The organism is Mesorhizobium neociceri (assembly GCF_013520985.1).
GTDB lineage: Bacteria > Pseudomonadota > Alphaproteobacteria > Rhizobiales > Rhizobiaceae > Mesorhizobium > Mesorhizobium neociceri.
On the sequence record NZ_JACDTY010000024.1, the window covers coordinates 1 to 23,271 of the forward strand.

Annotated in this window: 21 protein-coding genes; 5 read left to right on the forward strand and 16 right to left on the reverse strand. The window is 64.5% G+C overall.

All coding sequences use genetic code 11. The features are described 5' to 3' along the window. Positions 1 to 178: 178 nt before the first annotated feature. Positions 179 to 484 carry a hypothetical protein gene (locus H0241_RS30265; RefSeq protein ID WP_181061432.1) on the reverse strand — a complete coding sequence of 102 codons (306 nt, stop codon included), beginning with the start codon at positions 482 to 484 and terminating at the stop codon, positions 179 to 181. Positions 485 to 682: 198 nt separating this feature from the next. After that, positions 683 to 2,179: a CoA-acylating methylmalonate-semialdehyde dehydrogenase gene (locus tag H0241_RS30270; protein ID WP_181061433.1), complete on the reverse strand. Its 1,497-nt coding sequence runs from the start codon at positions 2,177 to 2,179 to the stop codon at positions 683 to 685. A 378-nt stretch (positions 2,180 to 2,557) separates the two neighbouring features. On the opposite strand from H0241_RS30270, the gene H0241_RS30275 reads away from it, so the two are divergent. From H0241_RS30275 to H0241_RS30285, 3 genes are all read left to right on the forward strand, one after another. Next, complete coding sequence (locus H0241_RS30275) at positions 2,558 to 3,439, forward strand: LysR family transcriptional regulator (RefSeq protein ID WP_181061502.1); 882 nt, start codon at positions 2,558 to 2,560, stop codon at positions 3,437 to 3,439. A gap of 137 nt (positions 3,440 to 3,576) precedes the next feature. After that, positions 3,577 to 4,017 (forward strand): hypothetical protein, encoded by a 441-nt coding sequence (locus H0241_RS30280; RefSeq protein ID WP_181061434.1) that lies wholly within the window; start codon positions 3,577 to 3,579, stop codon positions 4,015 to 4,017. Further along, positions 4,014 to 6,158 carry a phospholipase D-like domain-containing protein gene (locus H0241_RS30285; RefSeq protein WP_235984562.1) on the forward strand — a complete coding sequence of 715 codons (2,145 nt, stop codon included), beginning with the start codon at positions 4,014 to 4,016 and terminating at the stop codon, positions 6,156 to 6,158. The genes H0241_RS30280 and H0241_RS30285 overlap by 4 nt, the downstream gene beginning before the upstream one ends. 18 nt (positions 6,159 to 6,176) lie before the next feature. On the opposite strand, the gene H0241_RS30290 is transcribed toward H0241_RS30285, so the two are convergent. The 8 genes from H0241_RS30290 to rsfS form a co-directional block, all read right to left on the reverse strand. Further along, positions 6,177 to 7,433: a D-amino acid dehydrogenase gene (locus H0241_RS30290; RefSeq protein ID WP_181061435.1), complete on the reverse strand. Its 1,257-nt coding sequence runs from the start codon at positions 7,431 to 7,433 to the stop codon at positions 6,177 to 6,179. A gap of 90 nt (positions 7,434 to 7,523) precedes the next feature. After that, on the reverse strand, positions 7,524 to 8,669 hold the full coding sequence (gene alr / locus H0241_RS30295) for an alanine racemase (RefSeq protein WP_181061436.1): 1,146 nt from the start codon (positions 8,667 to 8,669) through the stop codon (positions 7,524 to 7,526). An 83-nt stretch (positions 8,670 to 8,752) separates the two neighbouring features. Then, positions 8,753 to 9,265: an RNA pyrophosphohydrolase gene (locus H0241_RS30300; protein WP_181061437.1), complete on the reverse strand. Its 513-nt coding sequence runs from the start codon at positions 9,263 to 9,265 to the stop codon at positions 8,753 to 8,755. A 49-nt stretch (positions 9,266 to 9,314) separates the two neighbouring features. Further along, on the reverse strand, positions 9,315 to 10,493 hold the full coding sequence (locus H0241_RS30305) for a divergent polysaccharide deacetylase family protein (protein WP_181061438.1): 1,179 nt from the start codon (positions 10,491 to 10,493) through the stop codon (positions 9,315 to 9,317). 186 nt (positions 10,494 to 10,679) lie between these two features. Further along, the gene (locus H0241_RS30310) at positions 10,680 to 12,005 is read right to left on the reverse strand and encodes a S41 family peptidase (protein WP_181061439.1); all 1,326 of its coding nucleotides are present in this window, start codon (positions 12,003 to 12,005) and stop codon (positions 10,680 to 10,682) included. A 1-nt stretch (position 12,006) separates the two neighbouring features. Further along, on the reverse strand, positions 12,007 to 13,350 hold the full coding sequence (locus H0241_RS30315; RefSeq protein ID WP_181061440.1) for a murein hydrolase activator EnvC family protein: 1,344 nt from the start codon (positions 13,348 to 13,350) through the stop codon (positions 12,007 to 12,009). Between the two features lie 121 nt (positions 13,351 to 13,471). Continuing rightward, entirely contained in the window at positions 13,472 to 13,954 is a 483-nt protein-coding gene (gene rlmH, locus H0241_RS30320) for a 23S rRNA (pseudouridine(1915)-N(3))-methyltransferase RlmH (protein WP_181061441.1), read from the reverse strand. A gap of 62 nt (positions 13,955 to 14,016) precedes the next feature. Continuing rightward, positions 14,017 to 14,394: a ribosome silencing factor gene (gene rsfS / locus H0241_RS30325; RefSeq protein WP_181061503.1), complete on the reverse strand. Its 378-nt coding sequence runs from the start codon at positions 14,392 to 14,394 to the stop codon at positions 14,017 to 14,019. Between the two features lie 240 nt (positions 14,395 to 14,634). On the opposite strand from rsfS, the gene H0241_RS30330 reads away from it, so the two are divergent. Then, positions 14,635 to 15,489, forward strand: a complete 855-nt coding sequence (locus H0241_RS30330) for a mechanosensitive ion channel family protein (RefSeq protein ID WP_181061442.1) — start codon at positions 14,635 to 14,637, stop codon at positions 15,487 to 15,489. Positions 15,490 to 15,584: 95 nt separating this feature from the next. Here H0241_RS30330 and H0241_RS30335 read toward each other — a convergent pair whose 3' ends face one another. The 5 genes from H0241_RS30335 to obgE all read right to left on the reverse strand — a co-directional run bounded on the left by H0241_RS30335 (position 15,585) and on the right by obgE (position 21,388). Continuing rightward, positions 15,585 to 16,865, reverse strand: a complete 1,281-nt coding sequence (locus H0241_RS30335; RefSeq protein ID WP_181061443.1) for an MFS transporter — start codon at positions 16,863 to 16,865, stop codon at positions 15,585 to 15,587. Positions 16,866 to 16,966: 101 nt separating this feature from the next. Beyond that, the gene (locus H0241_RS30340) at positions 16,967 to 17,599 is read right to left on the reverse strand and encodes a nicotinate-nucleotide adenylyltransferase (protein WP_181061504.1); all 633 of its coding nucleotides are present in this window, start codon (positions 17,597 to 17,599) and stop codon (positions 16,967 to 16,969) included. 286 nt (positions 17,600 to 17,885) lie between these two features. Then, positions 17,886 to 19,172, reverse strand: a complete 1,287-nt coding sequence (locus H0241_RS30345) for a glutamate-5-semialdehyde dehydrogenase (protein WP_181061444.1) — start codon at positions 19,170 to 19,172, stop codon at positions 17,886 to 17,888. A gap of 3 nt (positions 19,173 to 19,175) precedes the next feature. Beyond that, positions 19,176 to 20,354: a glutamate 5-kinase gene (proB, locus tag H0241_RS30350; RefSeq protein WP_181061445.1), complete on the reverse strand. Its 1,179-nt coding sequence runs from the start codon at positions 20,352 to 20,354 to the stop codon at positions 19,176 to 19,178. After that, positions 20,351 to 21,388, reverse strand: a complete 1,038-nt coding sequence (gene obgE, locus H0241_RS30355) for a GTPase ObgE (RefSeq protein WP_181061446.1) — start codon at positions 21,386 to 21,388, stop codon at positions 20,351 to 20,353. Before obgE ends, proB begins: the two co-directional genes overlap by 4 nt. 170 nt (positions 21,389 to 21,558) lie before the next feature. Here obgE and H0241_RS30360 point away from each other — a divergent pair, with 170 nt between their 5' ends. After that, a complete protein-coding gene (locus H0241_RS30360; protein ID WP_181061447.1) occupies positions 21,559 to 22,422 on the forward strand; it encodes an endonuclease/exonuclease/phosphatase family protein in 864 nt (287 codons plus the stop codon). A gap of 214 nt (positions 22,423 to 22,636) precedes the next feature. Here H0241_RS30360 and H0241_RS30365 read toward each other — a convergent pair whose 3' ends face one another. Next, positions 22,637 to 23,224, reverse strand: a complete 588-nt coding sequence (locus tag H0241_RS30365) for a GNAT family N-acetyltransferase (RefSeq protein WP_181061448.1) — start codon at positions 23,222 to 23,224, stop codon at positions 22,637 to 22,639. Positions 23,225 to 23,271 lie beyond the last annotated feature (47 nt).

The window sequence follows — 23,271 nt, forward strand, 5'->3', positions numbered from 1 at the left end:
TCGCGAAGATCATTGGAAAGAGGTCGGGTCATCAGATGCTGGCCTCCACTCCAGCCAGCATCTTGAATCACAAAACCGACAAATCGGGAATCCCCTTCGATTCCATCAAGTCGTGAACCGCTCTAGGATACCGAAAGACAGTTCGTGGTTGGCCTGCCGCAACGACCTCGGAAAAGCCTCAGGTGCCTGGCAAGGCGGCCACCATCGTCGCTCCGTCCCAACCTTCACCCGCCATGATGACGCAACTCTGACCTTGCGTGTCGGTGGCAAGGATCGTCCAGGTGCCCTGTTCGGAAACGAAGACCTCAAGAATGACACTCGGATTGACCAGGCCGCGCGCTGTTTCGCTTTCGCGGAACTTCTCGCCGAGCGCCTTGATTATGTCAGTCCGAGCTGCGCATTGGCTGGCCGCTTCGGCTTGAACTGCCGAGACCAGGATCGCAATCGCCGCACCGAACATTGTCGACACAAGATGTCGTGCCATCTGACACCTCCTCGCGCCAGACGAGAACCCCGGCTGCCACCGGCGCTGTTTGGTTGGCCTGCACTCGGCAGGAATACAATCTAAGGCGGATGGTCCCCTCTTGGTTCCATCCCTCGGCGATTGGCGAATGCCCATTCCGCAAAAAGGAAGGCCCGGCGCTGGAGCCGGGCCTTTCATTGTCGGTCCTTCGAGACTCGGTTAGTTCATCGTCGGAATGACGAACTCGGCGCCGTCCTTGATGCCGGACGGCCAACGCGAGGTCACTGTCTTGGTCTTGGTGTAGAAGCGGAACGCGTCCGGACCATGCTGATTGAGGTCGCCGAAGGAAGACGCCTTCCAGCCGCCGAAGGTGTAGTAGGCGATCGGCACCGGGATCGGCACGTTGATGCCAACCATGCCGACCTGGACACGGGAAGCGAAGTCACGCGCGGCATCGCCGTCGCGGGTGAAGATGGCGACGCCATTGCCCATTTCGTGGTCATTGGCGAACTTGATGGCGTTCTCATAGGTCGGCGCGCGCACCACCGAAAGCACCGGGCCAAAAATCTCTTCCTTGTAGATCCGCATATCGGCGGTGACGTTGTCGAACAGGCAGCCGCCCATATAGTAGCCGTCCTCGTAGCCCTGCATCTTGAAGCCGCGGCCGTCGACGACCAGCTTGGCGCCTTCCTTGACGCCAATGTCGACATAGCCCTTGACCCGCTCCAGCGCCTGCGCCGTCACCAGCGGGCCGAAATCGGCGGACGAATCCGTCGACGGGCCGACTTTGAGGCTTTCGACCCGCGGGATCAGCTTTTCCATCAGCCGGTTGGCGGTGTCGTTGCCGACCGGAACCGCCACCGAGATCGCCATGCAGCGCTCGCCGGCCGAGCCGTAGCCGGCGCCGATCAGCGCATCGACCGTCTGGTCCATGTCGGCGTCGGGCATGATGATCATGTGGTTCTTGGCGCCGCCGAAGCACTGCACGCGCTTGCCGGCGGCCGTGCCGCGCGAATAGATGTAATGCGCGATCGGCGTCGAACCGACAAAGCCGATGGCCTTGATGTCGGCATCGTCGAGAATGGCGTCGACGACATCCTTGTCGCCATTGACGACGTTGAGGATGCCGGCAGGCAGGCCGGCCTCGATGAACAGTTCGGCGATGCGCATCGGCACGCCCGGGTCACGCTCCGAAGGCTTCAGGATGAACGCGTTGCCGCAAGCGATTGCCGGCGCGATCTTCCACAGCGGGATCATTGCCGGGAAATTGAACGGGGTGATACCGGCGACGACGCCGAGCGGCTGGCGCATCGAATAGACGTCGATGCCGGGGCCGGCGCCGTCGGTGAATTCGCCTTTCATCATGTGCGGAGCGCCGATGCAGACTTCGACCACTTCGAGGCCGCGCTGGATGTCGCCCTTGGCGTCGGCAATGGTCTTGCCATGCTCGCGCGCCAGTATGTCGGCCAGTTCGTCATAGTCGCGAGCGACCAGTTCGAGGAATTTCATCAAAACGCGCACGCGGCGCTGCGGGTTGGTCGCAGCCCATTTGATCTGTGCTTCCTTGGCGTTGAGAACCGCCGCGCGTAGTTCCGCCGGCGAAGCCAGCGCCACCGTGCCGCGCACCGTGCCGTCCATCGGCTGCATGACGTCCTGCTTGCGCCCGCTGGTCCCGGCGACATGCTTGCCGCCGATGAAATGACCGTATTCGATCATGGTTTCTCTCCCTGAGTTTGTGATGCTGCAGTGAACGCCTTTGCGGGGGCGAAAGCAACGCGAGGGAGAACGCAACCGTTGTGCAGGAAATAGACAACGGTGGTCGAGTGTGCATTAATTGCCGCAAATAGCGATGTCACGAATTATCTGCTTAAGGACACCGGTTGAGTTCCTTCGCGCCCCCCTCTGTCCTGCCGGACAACTCCCCCAAGAGGGGGGAGATTGCTTGGTCATCCCCGCTTTCGCCAATCGCAACCGCTGTTACAGGAGAGCGGTCAGCGGAGCTGCCAATCTCCCCCCTCGTGGGGGAGATGTGCGGCAGGACAGAGGGGGGCGCCACAGGACGCAACGTTGACCATCATCATCCGGACCACCCCCATGAACTGGGATGACGTCCGCATCTTCCTCGCCGTGGCCCGCGCCGGGCAGATTCTTGGCGCCGCCAAACGCCTCGAGCTCAACCACGCCACGGTCTCGCGCCGCATCGCGGCACTTGAGGATGCACTGCGGACAAAACTGTTTCGCCGGCTTACCACCGGCAGCGAGCTGACGCCGGCCGGTGAGCGCTTTCTCGACATTGCCGAGCGCATGGAGAGCGACATGATTGCCGCGCGCTCGACCGTGTCGGGCGAAGGCGACGATATTTCCGGCACGGTGCGTATCGGCGCGCCCGACGGGTTCGGCGTCGCATTCCTGGCCACGCGCCTCGGCGCACTGACGGCGCTGCACCGCGAACTGACCATCCAGCTGGTGCCGGTGCCGCGTTCCTTCTCGCTGTCGCGGCGCGAGGCCGACATCGCCATCACTGTCGAACGGCCGAGCGAAGGCAGGCTGGTGGCGGGAAAGCTGGTCGACTACACGCTCGGCCTGTTTGCCTCGCGCGGCTATGTCGAGGCGCATGGCCTGCCGCGGACATCAGCGGACCTTAGCCAGCATACATTGATCGGCTATGTGCCGGACCTCATCGTCAGCCCATCGCTCGACTATGCGGCCGAGTTCAGCCCGGACTGGCGCACAAACTTCGCCATTTCCTCAGCCCTTGGCCAGGCGGAAGCAGTGCGTTCAGGCGCCGGCATCGGCATCCTGCACACCTTCGTCGCCCGCTCGATGCCCGAGCTGATCCCCGTCGACATCGTGGCGCCGATCCGCCGCGCCTACTGGCTGGTCTATCACGAATCGGTCAGGCCCCTGCGCCGCGTGCAGATCGTCGCCAACTTCATCACCAAGGCGGTGGAACGCGAACGCGGGCTGTTCGTGTAAGTGCCGCCTTTCCCCTGCCATAAAATCCCCTTCCCTTGCCCCGGAATCAATGCGTGTGGCATCAGGTGCAGGATTTTGCCGCTGATACGGTGGAGCGCCGGGGTGACACATTTTTCGGAAAGCTGACGCGGATAACAATGCGAGCCGTTCTTGCCATCCTGCTGCTGGCCTGGCTTTCGGCCTGCGCCAATCCATGGACCCAAGTTCCGGAAGCCGAATTACCAAAGCCGGTCCGCACCGCGATGGCCCGCCCCTCGCCTTTCGTCTTCGGCAATTATTGCGGCCCCGGCACCCGCACCGGCGACCTCTCGGCCCGTCCGGTCAACCGGCTCGACAGTGCCTGCCAGATCCACGACGCCTGCTACATCGCACGCCGCAACCATTGCGACTGCGACAGCGCTCTCGTCGCCTCGGCGAAGGCGATCCGCGACGACAGGACGGCGCCGAAAAAGATGCGCGGCGAGGCCGAGCTTTTGATCGCCACTTTTGCGCTTCCCGTCTGCAAGGTCTTTCCGCAAGGCCTCCTGCCACCGCGCGATCCGGCTGAGCTGAAGACGATGAACAGGGCGACGGGATGAACCGCGCCTTCCGCCTGGCCCTTGCCGGGCTGGCGCTCGCAGCCCTTGCCGCCTGCGCCGGTCCGCTCAGACACAGCTGCGATTTCTTCCCCGACGCGACGGATTGCAAACGGCCGTCGTTGTCAGCCGCCACGCCCGGGCCGCGGACTGCGGCCGCCGCGTTTTTCGGCGACGCCGGCACCAGCGATTACGAAAGGCAGTTTCTGGCGCTGCTCGCCTACAACCAAATCGGCGCCATGGACAGGACGAACGGCACCGGTCCGTTCGGCCACGACCGCCACGCCATCGCCAACAGCAATTTCCAGGCCACCTACCGGACGCTGGAACAGCTGGCAAAACCGGTTAGCGCGGAACAGATGCCGGCGGTGAGCGGCAAGTCCGGCGAAGGCCATTTCGACGGCCGGTGGCGGGTGTCGCGGCAGACACTCTATATCGACGCCGCCGCTCGCCCCTCCGCGCCAAAGACGTTCAGCTTTTCCGGCCTGCAGGCGCGCTCGGTCGAAATCGTGCTGTGCCAGTCGGGCCAGCAGCCGGTCGACCTGTCGGGCGCCTGCGACGGCACGCTGGCGATCCGCGCCGGTGGCAGCTCGCGCACCATCACCGCCGGCGCGCCATTTCGCTTTCACCTGTCGCGAGAAGAAGCCGCCACCGCTAGCCTGTTTCCCGGTGACAGTCTGAATCGCTGCGATCTCAAGCTCAGCTCCAACCTGGCCCCGGCGGGAACGCAGCTCACCATCCTGCGCGAAGAGGTCGCGTATCCGGCGATCGCAGCACTCGACAGCCGCTACGAGCGCTGTCCGGTGCCCGATCCATCCGGGCTGGAAGAGCTTGACCGCGTCTTCTACGCCGGCCGCTGGCTTTCGCAGACCTGCTCGCTGCCGCTCGGCCAACCACGCCTGCTGCGCAAATCGCGCGACGGCTTCAACGCCAAGGTCGAAGCGCTGCTCGGTGCGTCGCTGCCCGACAGCGCCTTCGACAAGGCCGATCCCGAACTGCCGCTCGACTTCTCGCACGCGCCGAAACTCAAGCTGATCTACCTGTCGTCGCTGGAGTTCAAGGCCGACTTTTCCGGCCGCATCCTCGAACGGCTGATCCGCCATCACGCCGCCCTCGGCACCAAGGTGCGCATCATGGTCACCGACGTGCTGGAGCGCGACAAGGACGACACCCTGCTGCACCGGCTGGCCGCCGACTACCCCAATGTCGAACTGCAGGAATACCGCTGGCGGGCCGACCAGGGCGCGCCGATCGACGAGCAGCTGTCTCAGCTGCACAAGACCCATCACGTCAAGATGCTGGCGACGCTTGGCGACGATCCCGCCCGCTCGCGCGTCATCATCGGCGGCCGCAACATCCATGACGGCTTCCTGTTCCACAAGCCGATCGACCTGTCGCGCTATCCGAACCTGGAGCAATACGGCAAGACCGACGGCTTCTCGCTGAACTACTATTCGAACTGGAGCGATTTCGACATCGAGTTCGCCGACCCGGCCACGGTCGAGATGTTGGCCGCGCATCTCTCGACATTGTGGCTGCGCGACGCCGACACCAACATCATCAGGCCCTTCTCCATTCCGGTGCGCTCCGACGGCCGGCGCCCGCCAGGCACGGTGCGCCATTTCATCTCCGTGCCCTATGAGGACAACCATGCGCTGGAGACCTATTTCGTCGAACTGATCGACACCGCAGAGCATCATATCGAGATCGTCAATCCCTATCTCAATCTGACGCCGAAGCTCAGCCTTGCCATCGAGCGGGCGCTGGCGCGCGGCGTCAGGATCGACATAGTCGGCCGCATCGACCTCAAGGGCGACATTGGCGGCAGGTTGCTGACCGCCCTCAACAAGCTGTTCGTCGAGAAATATGGCGACCGCATCAACATCCGCGAATTCAAGGCGCCCGATGTCGTGCTGCATTCCAAGATCATGATGATCGACGAAAGGCTGGTGACGATCTCGTCGGTCAACCTCAACAACCGCAGCTTCTTCCACGACCTGGAGAACGGCATGATGGTGCTCGACCCCGCCTTCTACGCCAGGATGCAGCCGGTCTATGACGACTATGTCGCCCATTCGAACCCGGTCTCGACCAAGGTGACGATACCGTGGGCCTATCGGTGGCTTTCTCGAAGGGCTGGGTGAAGGAGGCGTTCTAGCTTCCTACCTCAAATACCGCTCCGGTCCCAGCTCCCGCACATCGATATCCGGCACTTTGCTGGAGATGATATCGGACAGCACCTTGGCCGAGCCGCAGGCCATGGTCCAGCCAAGCGTGCCGTGCCCGGTGTTGAGATAGAGGTTGGAGAACTCGGTGCGGCCGATCAGCGGCGGCCCGTCCGGCGTCATCGGCCGCAAGCCGCACCAGAACGACGCCGCCTTGAGGTCGCCGCCGTCAGGGAACAGGTCGCCGACCGAATGTTCGAGCGTGCGCCGGCGCGATTCGTGCAGCCTGAGATCGAAGCCGGAAATCTCCGCCGTGCCGCCGACGCGGATGCGGTCGCCGAGCCGGGTGATCGCCACCTTGTAGGTTTCGTCCATCACCGTCGATTCCGGTGCTGCCGCGGCATCCTTGATCGGCACGGTGATCGAATAGCCCTTGACCGGATAGACCGGGATCGGACGCCTGAGCAGTCGCATGAAGCGCGCCGAATAGCTGCCCAGTGCCAGCACATAGGCGTCGGCCGCGCGCGAGCGCTGGTCGGTGCCGACGCTGACGATGCGATTGCGGTTCTTGGTAAAGCGCCTGATCTGCGTGCCGTATTCGAACGTGACGCCGCGCGCCACGCAGAGCTCGGCCAATCTGTCGGTGAACATCTTGCAGTCGCCGGTTTCGTCGCCGGGCAATCTCAGCCCGCCGACAAACTTTTCCCGCACGCCCGCCAGTGCCGGCTCGGCCCCAATGCAGCCATCGGGATCGAGCAACTCGTAGGGCACGCCGTATTTCTTCAGCACCTCGACGTCGCCACCGGTGCCGTCGAGCTGCTTTTGCGTGCGAAACAGCTGCAGCGTGCCTTTGGTCCGTTCGTCATAGGCGATGCCGGTCGCCTCCCGCAGCGCCTTCAGCGTGTCGCGGCTGTATTCGGCGAGCGGCACCATGCGCGCCTTGTTGATGGCGTAGCGATCCGCCGTGCAGTTGCGCAGCATCTTGAGCAGCCACGTCCACATATGCGGATCGAAGGCCGGGCGCACCACCAGCGGACCATGCTTCATCAGCAGCCATTTGATTGCCTTCAGCGGAATGCCGGGACCGGCCCAGGGCGACGCATAGCCCGGCGAGACCTCGCCGGCATTGGCGAAGCTGGTTTCCAGCGCCGGCCCTTTCTGGCGGTCGAAAACCGTGACCTCGTGGCCGGCCTCGGCAAGATAGTAGGCGGTGGTGACCCCGATCACGCCGCCGCCCAACACGAAGATCTTCATCGCATCACTCTCCACGACGACATCTGTCAGAAGGCCGCCGCCTCCTGTCTGCCGGATTTTGCGGCGTCCGCCAAGGGGGCGCGTCTCGTCCTATCCGCCGACATAGCGGCGATGGAAGCGGGGGCCGAGGCTGGTCAGGATTTCATAACCGATGGTGCCGGCATGGCCGGCTGCGTCATCGACGCTCTGCGAGGGACCCAGCAGTTCGACAAGGTCGCCTTCGCGCAGTCGGCCTGCCGGCAGCGCCGAGATGTCGAGGATGATCGAATCCATCGACACCCGCCCGACAAAGGGCAGCCGCACGCCGTCGAACCAGGCGGCGGACGCGGCGCGCCGGTGCCAGCCGTCGGCATAGCCGAGCGAGATCGTCGCCGCGCGCAAGGGACCGCTGGCCAGAAACGCATGGCCGTAGCCGACGCCGGCCCCCTTATCGATGCTGCGCGTCTGGATGATCTTTGCCTCGAGCCGCACCACCGGCAGCATCGGGTTCGCCTCTCCTGGCGTTGGGTTGATGCCATAGAGCGCGGCGCCCGGGCGGGCGAGATCGAAACGATAGGGCAAGCCCAGAAAGATGCCGGAGGAATTGTCGAGCGACGCCGGCGCCTTGGGCAGCATGGCGCGCAGCCGTTCGAATTCGCTGAGCTGTGCGGCATTGGCTGGATTGCCCGGTTCGTCGGCACGCGCCAGGTGGCTCATGACGAGGGCGACATCGACGCCGGCGAAAGCATCGCCCGCAAGGGCTTCGACCTCTGACGGCGCCATGCCCAGCCGCGACATACCGCTATCGACCTGGATGGCCGCCTTGAGCTTGCGGCCGGCCGTTTGGCCCGCCTCGCTCCACGCCTTCAGTTGCCCGGCGCTGTTGATGACGGGCACAAGATCCGCCGCAACCGCTTCCAGCTCGGAGCCCGGCGGCAGGCCGTTCAGCACATGGATCTCCGGTCGCGACCCAATTGCGTCGCGCAGCGCGACACCCTCGGCGAGATGCGCGACAAAGAAGATATCGCAGCCCTCGGCAACCAATGCCGCCGCGACTTGCGCAGCGCCGAGCCCGTAGCCGTCGGCCTTGACGACGCCGGCGCAGCGCACGCCGCCGAGCTTCGCCTTCAGCCGTCGGTAATTCTCTCTGACAGCGCCGAGATCGATGGTCAGGATCGCGCCGGCCGCCGCTTCGCTGATCGGCTGCGAGCCGGTTTCCGGCTCTGAACGCGATGACTTCCCCAGGGCGCTGCTCATCCCGGCTCCTGACCAGAGCACCAAACAAACCCTATCAGTAAGGACAGATCATGGACGCCGCAACAGCCCAGCCCTTGCGGGGCCTACGCTAAGTGGCGGAACGCCGCCACCACATCCTCATAGACCTTGCGCTTGAACGGCACGATCAGATCGGGCAGGTCCCGCATCGGTCGCCAGGCCCATTCATCGAATTCGGCCGTATGGCCGCCGGGCGGCGGATTGATCTGGATTTCGCTGGCCTCGCCGTGAAAGCGGTAGGCGAACCATTTCTGCGTCTGGCCGCGATAGCGCCCCTTGAAGGCGATCCCGACCAGATCCGCCGGCAGGTCGTAGTTGATCCAGTGCGGCGCTTCGGCCAGCAGCGTGACCGAGCGCATGCCGGTCTCCTCATAGAGCTCGCGCCCGGCCGCCTGCAGCGGCTCCTCGCCCTTGTCGATACCGCCTTGCGGCATCTGCCAGAGCTGCGTGGTGCCGGCAAATTCGCTATCCGGCTCGGCGATGCGATGCCCGACCCAGACCAGCCCGTCGCCATTGAGGATCATCAGACCGACGCAGGGCCGGTAAGGCAGTGTCTCTGGATCGATCTTTTTAGCCATCTGTCAGGTCCAGCCGTTTCGAAAGTTCGCGTCGGTCCGGCAGATAGCGCTAATTCTTTTGCGGGTCGATGGCCACTGCCGAGATCGGCACGATTTCGATGCCGCGCTTTTTCGCCTCCACGATCCAGGAGGTAACAGTGTCGACGGTGAGATCGAAGGCCGAGCCGATGCCGACGGCGGAGCCTTTGGCGCGCGCGGTGGCTTCCAGCGCGTCGAGCTTTTTCAGGATGGCGCCACGGTCCTGCACGGCGTCGATCGCCATATCGCCGGCGACGAACGGCACGCCGTCCTTCAAGGCAAGGTCGGGCGCCAGGCTCCGCGCGGACGAGCCGTCGTCGATATAGGCAAGGCCGCGCTTGCCGAGCTCGGCCATGAACGGTTCCATCGCCGTCGCGTCGGCCGAAAAGCGCGCACCCATATAGTTCATGACGCCGGTATAGTTGGTGGTCCGCGACAGCGCCCAGCGCAAATTCTTCAGATTCTCATCCGGGCTCGCCGCCACCGTCAGCGTGTTGCGGCCGGGATTGACGTTGGGATAGTCGAACGGTTCGAGCGGCACCTGCATGACGACTTCATGCCCGCTCTGCCGCGCCGCCTGCATCCAGCGTCCGATGCTGTTGCCTTGCGGCGCAAAGGCCAGGGTCACTTCCGCCGGCAGCTTGGCGATCGCCGCCTGCGTGCCGGTCTGCGACACGGCAAGCCCTCCAATGACGATCGCCACGCGGGCGCCGCGCGAGCCCGACCATGGCCTGGCATAGACATCGAACGGCCGCCGGCCGTCGGCGCCGCGGACCGGCAGCGGGCCGGTGTCGCTGGCCTCGATCAGGGCCTTGTCGGGGATATGCGCGATCTTCAGATTCTGGCCGATCGTCGACGGGTCATGGATGACGATGGCTGCATTGGGTGGACCATCGCCCTCCTGGGTCTGCACATGGATGATCTGCGGCCCACTGGCCTTGGGCGGCGTTTCCGCCTTTGGCGCCACGGGCGCGGCAGTTGGTGCCGCCGCGGCAGGCTCGGCCGCCGCTGTCACCTTCGGCGTCGAAACCACCGCCTGTTCGGGCTTGCGGAACGGCTTTTCGCGCAGCGCGATCGCGCCGGAGATGCCGACCGCGGCCAGCACGACCAGTGTCGTCGCGACAGCACGGGCGCTCAACCCGCGCGACGCAGGGCGCGGCCGGGCGGTCTGTCCGAGCGGGCGTTCGATGTCCTTGCCGATGTCAGCCAAGCCGCATCCCCGGGCGCACGATCAGCGAATCCTTTTCGCCATGCGCAGATCAACAACAGACGGCGCCCCCTCGGCGCCCTTTTGAGGGCGGCGCTCCAGCCGCTTCCCCGAATCAAACTGCCGGAACCTCGCGGTCCCGGCAGCATTGCATTGCTTCGATCAGGCAGCCAGAGCCGCCGGTCGACTTTACTGGTTGAGCACGGCCTTCTCCGGATTCGGCGGGAACGCCGGATCGGTCTTCTGGCCACGCAGCAGCTGTTCTGCATAGATAAGCTGCAGATCGTCCTTCGGATCCGGCGGCACATAGGCAGCCGAGCCCGAACCGGTATCGCTCTCGTCGGCACCCTTGATGTGGCCCTTGAGGTCCGATTCGCCCCGCGTCAGGTCCTTGCCCTGCAGTTCGGGCGGCAGCGGCTGGTCGACCTTGATGTCGGGCGTGATGCCCTTGCCCTGGATCGACTTGCCGGACGGCGTGTAATAGAGCGCCGTCGTCAGGCGCAGCGCGCCGTTCTCGCCGAGCGGGATGATGGTCTGCACCGAGCCCTTGCCGAAGGACTGCGTGCCAACCACGGTGGCGCGGCGCAGGTCCTGCAGCGCGCCGGCAACGATTTCCGAAGCACTGGCCGAACCGCCATTGACCAGCACGATCAGCGGCTTGGCGCCGATGTCGTCGCCCGCCTTGGCGTCGAAGCGGGTGACATCCTTCGGGTCGCGGCCGCGTGTCGAGACAATCTCGCCACGGTCGAGGAAGGCGTCGGACACGCTCACCGCCTGGTCGAGCAGGCCGCCCGGGTTGAGGCGCAGATCGAGCACATAGCCCTTGAGCTTGTCGTTCGGCACCTGCTTCTTGATGGTGTCGATGGCATTCTCGAGGTCGTCATAGGTCTTTTCGGTGAAGGAGGTGATCTTCATGTAACCGATGTCATTCTCGACCCGGAACTTGACCGCCTTGACCTTGATGATGTCGCGCACGACCGTCAGCTCGATCGGCTTGTCGGCGCCCTGGCGCAGGATGGTGAGCTTGATCGGGGTGTTGACCAGGCCGCGCATCTTTTCGACCGCGTCGTTGAGCGTCAGGCCGCGAACCTCTTGGCCGTCGATCTTGGCGATATAGTCGCCGGCCAGCACACCTGCCTTGGCGGCCGGGGTGTCGTCGATCGGCGTGATCACCTTGACCAGGTCGTTCTCCATGGTGACCTCGATGCCGAGGCCGCCGAACTCACCTTTGGTCTGCACGCGCATGTCCTGCGCCTGCTCCGCATTCATGTAGGACGAGTGCGGGTCGAGCGAGGCCAACATGCCGTTGATGGCGTTTTCCACCAGCGACTTGTCGTCCGGCGGCGTCACATACTGCGCCCGCACGCGCTCGAAGATATCGCCGAAGATCGCCAGTTGCTTGTAGGTTTCGGAGCCTGCAGCGTTCGCCGTCGAGCCGGGCGCGCCATAGACCAGGCTCATCGCTGACGCGCCCATCAGCGCACCTGCAATAAGAAGCGACAGTTTCCGCATCATTTCACGTCCTTCCAGAGAAGCGGTCCGCCCACCATGGGGTCGGATCGACGGGTTTTCCATCCTTGCGGAACTCGACATAGAGTTCCGGCGTGGCATTTTCATTCTTCGAGGCCGAGGTGCTTGCTACCCGGGCCTCTCCCATCGCGCCGACCGGCTCTCCTGCGAGCACCGACTGGCCAGACGCGACGCTGATTCTGCTCATCCCTGCCAGGACGACATGATAGCCGTCTCCCGCATTGAGGATCAAGAGTTGACCATAGGAGCGAAAAGGCCCCGCATAAAGCACATTTCCGTCCGCCGGAGCCGTGACGATGGCTCCCGATTGTGTCGCAACCATGTCGCCAAGCATCACCGCGCCGTTACCGTCATCGGCCCCGAAACGGCGCTTGATCTTGCCGGTGACGGGCAGCGCGACCTGGCCCTGAAGCGCCGAAAACGGCGCCGCCGCGGTGAGACGATTGCCTTCCGGCACCGGCAGTGACGCCAGTTCCGTCGACGCGGTTGTATCGGCGTCGGTCTTGTCTGCGTCAGCCGCCTTCTGCTCGCCAGCTTTCGCAGCATCCGCCGCCTTGCGGCTCTTGTCGGCCTCGAGCGAGGCAATCAGCTCCTTCAGGCTGCCGGCCTTGGCCGCAAGCGCCTGGGATCGCTGCTTTTCCGCCGCCATCGCGGTCCAGGTGTCCGCCTCAAGCTTCTGCTTGGCTTCGAGCAGCATGGTGAGGCGTTTCTTTTCCGCAGTCTGCTCGCCGACCGCCGCCGTCAGCCGGGTCCGCTCGGCCTCGATCGAGGCCGTTACCCGCGACTGTTCCCTAAGGTCGGCCAGCAATTTTTCGGTCTGTTGACGCAGTTCCGGCACCACGGCGCCGAGCAGAATAGCGCTGCGCACCGATGACAGCGCGTCTTCCGGCTTGACCAGGATCGCCGGCGGTGGATTGAGCCCCATGCGCTGCAACGCGCCCAGCACCTCGGCCAGAACGTCGCGCCGCGCTGCCAGCGAGACGCGGATCTTCTGTTCCTCGGCCTTCAGCCCTTCGAGCCTGGCGCCGATATCCTCGATATCCTGGCCGAGCTTCTGCTCGGTCATCGCCGACTGGATCAACGCCGCGGTGATCGAGGCATGGTCCTTCTTGACCGCCGCTATATCCGCGGCAAGCTTGGCCAGCCGTTCGGACGACAAAGTGATCTCGGCCGAAACTTTCTCATATTCAGCGCGGCTCTGGTCCGGGTCCGGCGCCACGTCGAGCGTGTTTTCGGCCCGCGCAAGCCCGAGCGACAGCAAAACCACTGCCGCAGCGATGCCGCAGCGCGCGTGCCGGAAGCCCGTTCCTGATTTCGCGTTTTCAGACATTGAAGCCCGACTCTATGCGTGGCTTCGTTAACGAACCATCAACCATGCTCGCGCGGAAGCGTAGCATAAAACAGCGGCGCATTGGGGCGGAAATCCGTACGGCGGGCGTCAGTCCACCGGTTTACGAACGATGGTACGGATGTCCTGAAAGAATCGTCGCCGCCCGGTAAAGCTGTTCGCCCAACATGACGCGCACCAGTTGGTGCGGCCAGGTCGCCGCGCCGAACGACAGCACCAGATCGGCCTGGTCGCGCAGCGGCTGGTCGTGCCCGTCGGCGCCGCCAATGGCGATGACCAGCGCCTTGCGGCCACCGTCGCGCAGCTGGCCGATGCGGGTGGCAAAATCGTCCGAGGTCAGGTTCTTGCCACGTTCGTCGAGCAGGAACAGCGCCGTGCCCGGCTGTAGCTGCGCCTGCAGTCTCTGGCCTTCCTCGCGGCGGCGCTCATTGGCGTTCTGGGCGCGGCCTTCGGGAATCTCGGCGACACCAGAGAATTCGAGCCCGATCGCCGGGCCACTTTTGGCGAAACGCTCGAAATAGCGGTCGGCCAACTCTCTCTCGGGGCCGGTCTTCATCCGGCCCACGGCATGAACTGATATCTTCATCCCTGCCTCGCCGAGCTTTCAATCCATGTCGCACCCACGACGGTTACGACATGAGACGGAGCTCAGTGCAAGGTCTCTTCCTCGAGATCCGGCGCCTGCCACATCTTTTCAAGATTGTAGAATTCGCGGACTTCGGGGCGGAAGACATGGACGATAATGTCGCCAGAATCGATCAGGACCCAGTCGGCACCGGACAGACCCTCGACGCGCGCCATGCCGAGCCCGGCATCCTTGAGCGCCTTGAGGAGATGGTCGGCAACAGCCGAGACATGACGGTGCGATCGGCCCGACGCGATGACCATATAGTCGCCGAGGCTCGATTTCCGCTGAATGTCGATTGAGACAATGTTTTCGGCCTTGGAGTCTTCCAGACTGGCAAGGACTGTCGTGATGGCGCGGGACACGGCGTCGTTTACGCTGATCCCGGCCGGCGAAGGCACGATGTCGGCCTTCTTCCGCAGTGCTGTTCTCAGTGTATTTCCTTTCGCAGCAAGAACAACCAAATCACCCATGAAATCAGGTGACACCCCATAGATAGGCAGAGTTCCGTTGCAGTTTCAAGACGCAGGCCCTGCAGCGCGAACATGGCGGCCGCGTTGCGGTTCCGTCGAGCTTCAAAAAAATCGGAACCCATGGCGTCCGCGGGGGTTATCGACCCATCCCCCAACCGGATTCTCCTGATGCCTATCGACCCCCAGAACACGCTTCTCACCGTGCAGGCAGGGCTTGCGCAACTCAGCACGCTGATCGTCTCCTATTCCTTCTCCGCCATCGGCGCCATCATCCTGCTGGTCGTCGGCTATATCGTCGCCGGCCTCGCCGAACGCGCAATCTTTACCGGGCTCGGCCATATTCACGGCTTCGACGCGACGCTGCGTCATTTCTTCTCGAAGATCGTGCGCTACGCCATCCTGATCCTCGTCGTTATCATGGTGTTGGGCCAGTTCGGTGTGCAGACGGCCTCGATCATCGCGGCCATCGGCGCCATAGGCCTTGCCATCGGACTGGCGCTGCAAGGCACGCTGCAGAACATTGCCGCCGGCATCATGCTTCTGGCGCTCAGGCCATTCCGCATCGGCGAATATGTCGAGGTCGGCGCAATTGCCGGCACCATCGAGGAGATCGGCCTGTTCGCCACCAAGCTTCGCACGACAGACGGCGTCTACGTCTTGGCGCCCAATTCGACGCTGTGGAACCAACCGGTGCGCAATTTTACCCGCAACGGCATGCGCCGCAGCGACATCACGCTGACCATCGGCTCGTGGAATGACATCGACCTGGCGCAGAAGACCATGCTGGGCGTCGCCGGTGGCGAGCGCCGCGTCAAGCGCGAGCCGGCGCCGATTGCCTTTGTCGCCACTGTCGGCGATGCCAGTGTCGCCATCACCTTGCGCTACTGGACGTCGGCGGCGGATTTTTTCGCCACCCAGACCGATCTCACCAAACGCGTCAAGCAGGCCTTCGACGCCGAGGCCATCTCGGTTCCGGCACCACCGCCGGAAGCCCGGCAGCAGGCTTCCGCTACCAGGCAGTAGGTCGGTGGAATTGCTCCTTTGTTTTCGCAATTTCCAAGGGAAAGCGCTACGCGCTTTTCCCGGGAAAACCGCTTCACACTTTTCCTGTAATTGCTCTAGCGCTGCTCTTCCGGGGCGTAAGCGAGTTCTACCGGCAACGGCGCCTGCGCCGACATCGGCGCGAAACTGCCGGTCTCGGTGGCGGGCACGGCGCGCGTCGTCGCCACCCGCCACAGCACGAACAGGCAGAAGACGGTGGCGATGACGATGGCCACATAGATGAAGGCCTGGGTTCCATAGACAGCCGACAGGGCCGTCACGATGCCCGGCACGATGAAACCCGACAGCGACCAGGCAAACAGCAGCGAACTCGACAACGCCACCATGTCGTCCTTGCCGGCGCGGTCGGCCGCATGCGCGCTGGCCAGCGAATAGATCGATTCCGAGGCGCCGTCCCAAATCACATAGATCACCACGAGAGCCATCAGCGCCCCGCCGTCGAAGCCGATGGCGAGCAGGCCGGCGACGGTGGCGAGTGCCGCGGCACCTGCCAGCACGTAGCGGCGGTCGGTGCGGTCCGAGATCCAGCCGAGCGGGATCTGCAGGATCAGCGTGCCGACCGGCATCGCCGAGAGCAGCAGCGCCACATCGGCCTGGCTGTAGCCCTTGGCCGTGGCATGGATCGGCGCAAAGCCGGCGATCGCCATCGACAGGCCACCGACGGCAAGCATTCCGGCCACGCCCACCGGTGAGATCCGCCAGGCGCGGCCGAGCGCCACGGACGCGGCCCGCGGTGGCGGCGGCTGGGCGAGCCGTGTCATCCCGACCGGCAGGATCGACACCGCAGTGAACGCAATGCCGATCAGCGGCGCCTGCGCCGACGCGATGTCGACCGCCGCCAGCAGGGCATAGCCGACGCCGAGGCCGGCGACATAGGCGACGTAAAACACCGCCATCACCCGGCCTCTGATAGCATTGGCGACGGCGTCGTTGAGCCAGCTCTGGGCGACGATGAACAAGCCGCATATGGCAAAACCATAGAGCGCGCGCGCCGCGATCCACAGCAGCGGGTAGGTTCCGGCGCCGATGGCGGCGTTGGACAGCGCAATCAGCGCCGACAGCACCATGAAGGCGCGGGCGTGCCCTACGCGGCGCACCAGCGGCCCGGTCAGGATGCAGCCGGCAAGCCCGCCCGCCGAAAGCCCGGTGATGATCAGCCCGGCCCAGGTCGGATCGAAATGCTCGACGCCAAGGCGGACCGGGATATAGGCAAACATCAACCCATTGCCGACCGCGATCAGCGCCATCGACATGACGACGCTGGCAATGGCAATCACCGGCGCCGGTGGGGCGCCATGATCGTCAGAGTCGGTCTTGGTATTACTGAGAGTGGCCATATTCCGGAGAGCATCGCCTACCCGCCTGCGAAAGGCCGCTGCAAAAGCGACATGTGCAGGTCTTCCCTTCTCCCACAAGGGGAGAAAGGGAAGTCTGCGCCCTACCCCTTCGCAGCGCTGCGAATGGCGCTTGACGACAGTGACGAGCGCGGGCCGTGGATGAAGGTCCAGGCCGGCGCCTTCATGCGGGCGAGCCTGGGCGCATCACCCTCGTCGACGCGGGCGTAGTCGAAGGTCTTGGCGACCACCGACGACAGGAAAGACAGCGTCGCGCCCGGGCGATCGATGACGGCGATCGGGAAGGTCATGACGATCTGGCGCCAGCGCTGCCAGCGGTGGAAATCGCGAAGTGAGTCAGCGCCCATGATCCAGACGAAATCGACGCCCGGATTGCGCGCCTTGACCAGCGCCAGCGTGTCGGCGGTGAAGCGGATATGGTGCGCCGCCTCGAAGGCGATGACCTTGATCTTCGGGTTCTTGGCGATCTGCTCCGACTGAAGCAGCCGGTCGCTCAGCGGCGCCAGCTCACGCGTGCTCTTCAGCGGATTGCCTGGCGTCACCATCCACCACAGCTGGTCAAGCGCCAGCCGCCGCAGTGCGATTTCGGCCACCAGCGCATGGCCGGCATGCGGCGGGTTGAACGAACCGCCGAACAGGCCGACGGCGAGGCCTTTTTCGGCATGCGGCATGCGGAGGTAGCGGGAAGGGATGGCGGGCTGAGGGGACGACAGCATGGTGCTAGGCACCCCCCTCTGCCCTGCCGGGCATCTCCCCCTCAAGGGGGGAGATCAGCGGTTTCGGCGATGGCGACCATTTTCCAACGGCGACGATTGGCGAAATCACAGATGACGGCCAATCTCCCCCCTTGAGGGGGGTGAGGCGTGGTCCGCGAAGCGGACGGAAAGCCAATTGCTTGACTTTCCGAACGGCGAACGCCCGGAGCGACAGCGAAGGGCCGCAGCCGGTAGGACAGAGGGGGGTGCCTGGGCGCAACGGTTCACGCTCTAACGACGAACTGCGTCAAGGCCTCACCTGTCCCGACCCGCGCACGCGGTATTTGAACGAGGTCAGCTGCTCGACGCCGACCGGCCCGCGCGCATGCATCTTGCCGGTGGCGATGCCAATCTCTGCGCCCATGCCGAACTCGCCGCCATCGGCGAACTGCGTCGAGGCATTGTGCAAAAGGATTGCGGAATCGATCTCGTTGAAGAAGCGCTCCACCGCCTTTGCGTCCTCGGCGATGATCGCCTCGGTATGGTGCGAGGAAAACGTCTCGATATGGTCGATGGCGCCGGCAACCCCGTCGACCAGTTTTACCGCGATGATGGCGTCGAGATATTCGGTCACCCAGTCGGCGTCGGTCGCCGGCTGGGCATCGAAGAACAACTTCATCACCTCGAGATCGGCATGGATTTCGCAGCCGGCAGCGCGCAGCGCGTCGAGGATCGGTACCAGATGCGTTGACGCCACGGCACGGTCGACGAGCAAAGTCTCGGCAGCGCCGCAGACGCCGGTGCGGCGCATCTTGGCGTTGACCGCGATCCTCACCGCCATATCGAGGTCGGCCGAGCGGTCGATGTAGAGATGGCAGATGCCTTCGAGATGGGCAAAGACCGGCACCCGCGCCTCGCTCTGCACGCGCCCGACCAGGCTTTTGCCGCCGCGCGGAATGATGACGTCGAGGTTGCCGGAAAGCCCCTTCAGCATCTCGCCAACGGCGGCGCGGTCGGTGGTCGGCACCAGCTGGATGGCGTCTTCCGGCAGGCCGGCGGCCTTCAGGCCCTCCACCAGGCAGGCATGAATGGCGGCGGATGAATTGAGCGAGTCCGAGCCGCCGCGCAGGATCACCGGATTGCCGGCCTTGAGGCAGAGCGCGCCGGCATCCGCCGTCACATTCGGCCGGCTCTCATAGATGACGCCGACGACGCCGAGCGGCGTGCGCACGCGTTCGATCTGCAAACCGTTCGGCCTGTCCCATTCGGCGATCACGTCGCCCACCGGATCCCTAAGTTCGGCGGTTTCCCTGATGCCGTCAGCCATGGCGCGGATGCGCGCCGGATCGAGCTTCAGCCGGTCCATGAAGGAGGAGGACAAGCCCGATTCGTGGCCATTCGAAACATCGATGGCGTTGGCGTCGAGAATGTCCTGCTCCCGCGAAATGATCGCGTCGGCCATGGCGACAAGCGCGGCGTTCTTTGCGGCGGTGGTGGCGATGGCCAACGGTCGGGCGGCAGCGCGGGCACGGCGGCCGATATCGGCCATCAGCGCGATAGTGTCATCCCCGGATTTTTCATGCAGCTTCAGCATGGCTCATCCTCCGCTCACGTCGCTTCCGGCCCATAGCGGATCGGCAGCCCGTATCTGGTCACCCGCGCCGCTCACCACAAGGTCGTCGCGGTGGATCATCGCCGAGCGCGCCTCGTAGCCGAGCACGGTCTCGATCTCGGCGGTCTTCAGGCCTGCGATCCTTACGGCATCTGCGGCATCGTAGGCAACCAGCCCGCGCGCGATCTCGCGTCCCTCAGGCGACAGGATAGCCACCGTGTCGCCGCGCGAGAAATTGCCGCTGACCAGCTTCACCCCGGCCGGCAGCAGCGACTTGCCGGACAGCAGCGCACCGATGGCGCCGGCATCGACGGTGAGCCGCCCGGCCGGTTCGAGCTGTCCGGCGATCCAGGTCTTGTAGCCTTTCACCGGATTGGTGCTCGGCCGGAAGAAGGTGGCGCGCTCGCCGCGTTCGATCGCCATCAGCGGCGACAGCCTGGTGCCCGAGGTGATGATCATCGCCGTGCCGGCGGCGGTGGCGATCTTGCCGGCGTCGAGTTTTGTCCGCATGCCGCCGCGCGACAGTTCGGACGCGGCCGCCCCCGCCATCGCCTCGATATCGGGCGTGATGCGGTCGACGACCGGAATGAATTTGGCTTGCGGATCGCGGGCGGGCGGTGCCGTGTAGAGGCCGTCAATGTCGGAGAGCAGCACCAGCAGGTCGGCGCCCATCATCGTCGCCACCCGCGCCGCCAGCCGATCATTGTCGCCATAGCGGATTTCGGAGGTCGCCACCGTGTCGTTCTCGTTGATGACCGGCACCGCCTTCATCTTGAGCAGCGTCGAGATCGTGGCGCGGGCATTGAGATAGCGGCGGCGCTCCTCGGTGTCGCCGAGGGTGAGCAGGATCTGGCCGGATTTCAGCGCGCCCTTGCCAAGCGCATCCGACCACGCGCCGGCCAGCGCGATCTGCCCGACGGCCGCAGCCGCCTGGCTTTCTTCCAGCTTCAGCGCCCTCTTGCCTAGCCCCAGAATGGTGCGGCCGAGCGCAATGGCGCCGGACGACACGACCAGGATCTCTGCTCCACCATTGGCCAGCACCGCAATGTCGTCGGCCAGCGAGGCCAGCCAGTCGCGCTTCAGGCCGCTGGTCCGGTCGACCAGCAAGGCCGAACCGATCTTGACCGTGATGCGCCGGTATTTTTTCAGCGATTGTGCCGTCATCGCCATTGATTCCAGCGGGTCTCAACGGGAGCCGTAGCCCTGTCGCGCGCCTCGCCAACCACCGCCATCAGCGCACGCAGCACCGCCTCGACGCCTTCGCCGGTGACCGCCGACAACAGCATTGGCGTACGGCCGGCGGCGCGTTTCAGCGACGCGGCCTTCTTCTTGCGCTCATCGGCATCGAGGATGTCGACCTGGCTGAGCGCCACGATCTCGACCTTCTCGGTCAGTCCATTGCCATAGGCATCGAGTTCGGCGCGCACGGTCTTGTAGGCCTTGCCCGGGTTTTCCTCCTGCGCCGAAACCAGGTGCAGCAAAACCCGCGTGCGCTCGACATGGCCGAGGAAGCGGTCGCCGATGCCGACACCCTCATGCGCGCCTTCGATGAGGCCCGGAATATCGGCAATGACGAATTCGCGCGCGTCGATGCGAGCGACGCCGAGGCCGGGATGCAGCGTGGTGAAGGGGTAGTCGGCGATCTTCGGCTTGGCCGCGGTCACCGCCGCCAGGAAAGTCGACTTGCCGGCATTGGGCAGCCCGACCAGGCCGGCATCGGCAATCAGCTTGAGCCGCAGCCAGACGTTCATCTCTTCGCCAGGCAGGCCCGGATTGGCGCGGCGCGGCGCCTGGTTGGTCGAGGTCTTGAAATGCTGGTTGCCGAAACCGCCATTGCCGCCCTTGGCCAGCAAGAAGCGCTGGCCGACCACGGTCAGGTCGCAGATCAGCGTCTCATTGTCCTCGGCAAACACCTGGGTTCCGGCCGGAACCTTCAGCGTCACATCGGCGCCCTTGGCGCCGGTCATGTTGCGGCCCATGCCGTGGACGCCGGTCTTGGCCTTGAAATGCTGCTGGTAGCGATAGTCGATCAGCGTGTTCAGACCGTTGACAGCTTCCAGCCAGACATCGCCGCCGCGGCCGCCATCTCCGCCATCCGGGCCGCCGAACTCGATGAATTTTTCGCGCCGGAACGACACCGAACCGGCGCCGCCGTCGCCAGAGCGGATATAGACCTTGGCCTGATCGAGAAATTTCATTGGATTACGCAGTTTCTACTGTTGGCCTTGCGGCTTTGCTCTAACTTTGCGCCTTGCTCTAAACCAAGGCGCGGCGAAGGGCGAGGCCGATTTGCGACTAAAGCGCCGGATGCCCTTTTGCCGGGGAAGCGGTAGCAGTGTTCGCGGGACGGAGCGTGGGGGGCGTGGGAATGAAAATTGTTACCTATAATATCCAGTACGGCATCGGTCTCGATGGCCGCTACGATCTCGGCCGTATCACCGATGCGGTGCGCGGCGCCGACGTGATCGCGCTGCAGGAAGTCACCCGCAACAATCCGAGGAACGGCAACCGCGACATGGTGGCCGAGATCGGTGAAGCGCTGCCCGAGTATTTTGCCGCTTATGGCAGCAATTTCGAGGTCAATGTCGGCTCGCGCCTGGAGGCCGGCCGCGCCATCACCACCACCTTCCAGCTCGGCAACATGGTGCTGTCGAAGACGCCCATCCAACTGTCGCGCAATCTGCTCTTGCCGCGCAGCCGCAGCCTGGAGGCGATGAACTTCCAGCGTGGCGCGCTCGAGGCGCTGATCGAGACCCCGCTCGGCTTCGTCCGCTTCTATTCCACCCATCTCGACCATCGCAGTCCGGTTGAACGCGCCAGCCAGATCCGTTTTCTGCGCCAGCGGCTGCTAAACTATGCCCTGGAGGGCGGCGGTCTCTCCGGCATTCCCGAAATCGGCCTGCCGGACCTGCCCTACCCGGAAGCCTTCATCGTCATGGGCGACTTCAACATGCTGCCCGGCTCCTCCGAATATGTCGAACTCGTCGGCCGCCCGGACCATGAGTTCGGCATGCCGCTGACCGCCGATCTTGCCGTCGATGTCGCCCAGCGCCTCGATACGCCCGATCTCGTCACCTGGGTCGATCCGAACCGGCCCGAGGACACAAGCCGCCACAAACGCATCGACTACATCTTCACCTCGGCCTCGCTCGCCGGATCGCTGAAGCGCCTGTGGGTCGACCAGAAAGCCGTCGGGTCGGATCACCTGCCGGTCTGGGTCGAGATGGGCTGAGCGTCGCTCACGCCAATCGCTTATGTAGGCTGCCCCCTCATCCGGCCGCTACGCGGCCACCTTCTCCCCGAGGGGAGAAGAGACTTAGCGTCCGCGCCAGCAGGCTCCTCTCCCCTCGGGGAGAGGTCGGATTGCCCCGAATTGCTCTTCGCAATTCGGCTGGCAATCCGGGTGAGGGGGGCCCTTGTTCAGGCGCGCATTTTCAGAGCGCTCATTAAAAATGCACCCAGTTTCGCAGGCTTATCCACGTCTTCCTATCCAACCTATAGCGCTCGACCGGCACCTGGCCGGCGACGATCGAGTTCAACATGCCCTGGCCGGCATACTGGAAGCCGCATTTGTGGATGACCCGGCGCGAGGCCGGATTGATGACCCTGGTTGAGGCCTGCAGCACCTGCGTCGACGTCCGCTGGAAGGCCAGGTCGACCAGCGCGTGCGCGGCCTCCGTCGCATAGCCGCGCTTCCAGTAAGGCTCGCCGATCCAGTAGCCGAGTTCCAGCCCGCGATCGGTCATGTTGAGGCCGGCGCAGCCGACGAAAATGTCGGTACCTGCGAGCGTCAGCGCGTAGGCAATGCCGGCCCGGCGCGACCTCGTCATGGCCAGGAAGGCGCGCGCCTCGGCCTCGCCATAGGGGTGCGGCATGCGGGCCAGCATTTCGGCGACATGGCGGTTGTCGGCAAGCTCGACCAGTTGCGCGATATCGGCTTCGCAGGGAGCGCGCATCACCAGCCGTTCGGTGGCCAGCACCGGGCAGTCTATCGCGTAACTTTCGTCTTCGGTGTCTTCCGCTTCGGCAACCATTTGACGTCCTCCAGGCAAGAAAAAAGGGGAGATGGAAAACCCATCTC

Bases quoted from the DNA above. Each gene is read 5' to 3' on its own strand.
- H0241_RS30265 (WP_181061432.1), bottom strand. From the start codon at position 484: ATGGCACGACATCTTGTGTCGACAATGTTCGGTGCGGCGATTGCGATC.
- H0241_RS30270 (WP_181061433.1), bottom strand. From the start codon at position 2,179: ATGATCGAATACGGTCATTTCATCGGCGGCAAGCATGTCGCCGGGACC.
- H0241_RS30275 (WP_181061502.1), top strand. From the start codon at position 2,558: ATGAACTGGGATGACGTCCGCATCTTCCTCGCCGTGGCCCGCGCCGGG.
- H0241_RS30280 (WP_181061434.1), top strand. From the start codon at position 3,577: ATGCGAGCCGTTCTTGCCATCCTGCTGCTGGCCTGGCTTTCGGCCTGC.
- H0241_RS30285 (WP_235984562.1), top strand. From the start codon at position 4,014: ATGAACCGCGCCTTCCGCCTGGCCCTTGCCGGGCTGGCGCTCGCAGCC.
- H0241_RS30290 (WP_181061435.1), bottom strand. From the start codon at position 7,433: ATGAAGATCTTCGTGTTGGGCGGCGGCGTGATCGGGGTCACCACCGCC.
- alr (WP_181061436.1), bottom strand. From the start codon at position 8,669: ATGAGCAGCGCCCTGGGGAAGTCATCGCGTTCAGAGCCGGAAACCGGC.
- H0241_RS30300 (WP_181061437.1), bottom strand. From the start codon at position 9,265: ATGGCTAAAAAGATCGATCCAGAGACACTGCCTTACCGGCCCTGCGTC.
- H0241_RS30310 (WP_181061439.1), bottom strand. From the start codon at position 12,005: ATGATGCGGAAACTGTCGCTTCTTATTGCAGGTGCGCTGATGGGCGCG.
- H0241_RS30315 (WP_181061440.1), bottom strand. From the start codon at position 13,350: ATGTCTGAAAACGCGAAATCAGGAACGGGCTTCCGGCACGCGCGCTGC.
- rlmH (WP_181061441.1), bottom strand. From the start codon at position 13,954: ATGAAGATATCAGTTCATGCCGTGGGCCGGATGAAGACCGGCCCCGAG.
- H0241_RS30330 (WP_181061442.1), top strand. From the start codon at position 14,635: ATGCCTATCGACCCCCAGAACACGCTTCTCACCGTGCAGGCAGGGCTT.
- H0241_RS30335 (WP_181061443.1), bottom strand. From the start codon at position 16,865: ATGGCCACTCTCAGTAATACCAAGACCGACTCTGACGATCATGGCGCC.
- H0241_RS30340 (WP_181061504.1), bottom strand. From the start codon at position 17,599: ATGCTGTCGTCCCCTCAGCCCGCCATCCCTTCCCGCTACCTCCGCATG.
- H0241_RS30345 (WP_181061444.1), bottom strand. From the start codon at position 19,172: ATGCTGAAGCTGCATGAAAAATCCGGGGATGACACTATCGCGCTGATG.
- proB (WP_181061445.1), bottom strand. From the start codon at position 20,354: ATGACGGCACAATCGCTGAAAAAATACCGGCGCATCACGGTCAAGATC.
- obgE (WP_181061446.1), bottom strand. From the start codon at position 21,388: ATGAAATTTCTCGATCAGGCCAAGGTCTATATCCGCTCTGGCGACGGC.
- H0241_RS30360 (WP_181061447.1), top strand. From the start codon at position 21,559: ATGAAAATTGTTACCTATAATATCCAGTACGGCATCGGTCTCGATGGC.
- H0241_RS30365 (WP_181061448.1), bottom strand. From the start codon at position 23,224: ATGGTTGCCGAAGCGGAAGACACCGAAGACGAAAGTTACGCGATAGAC.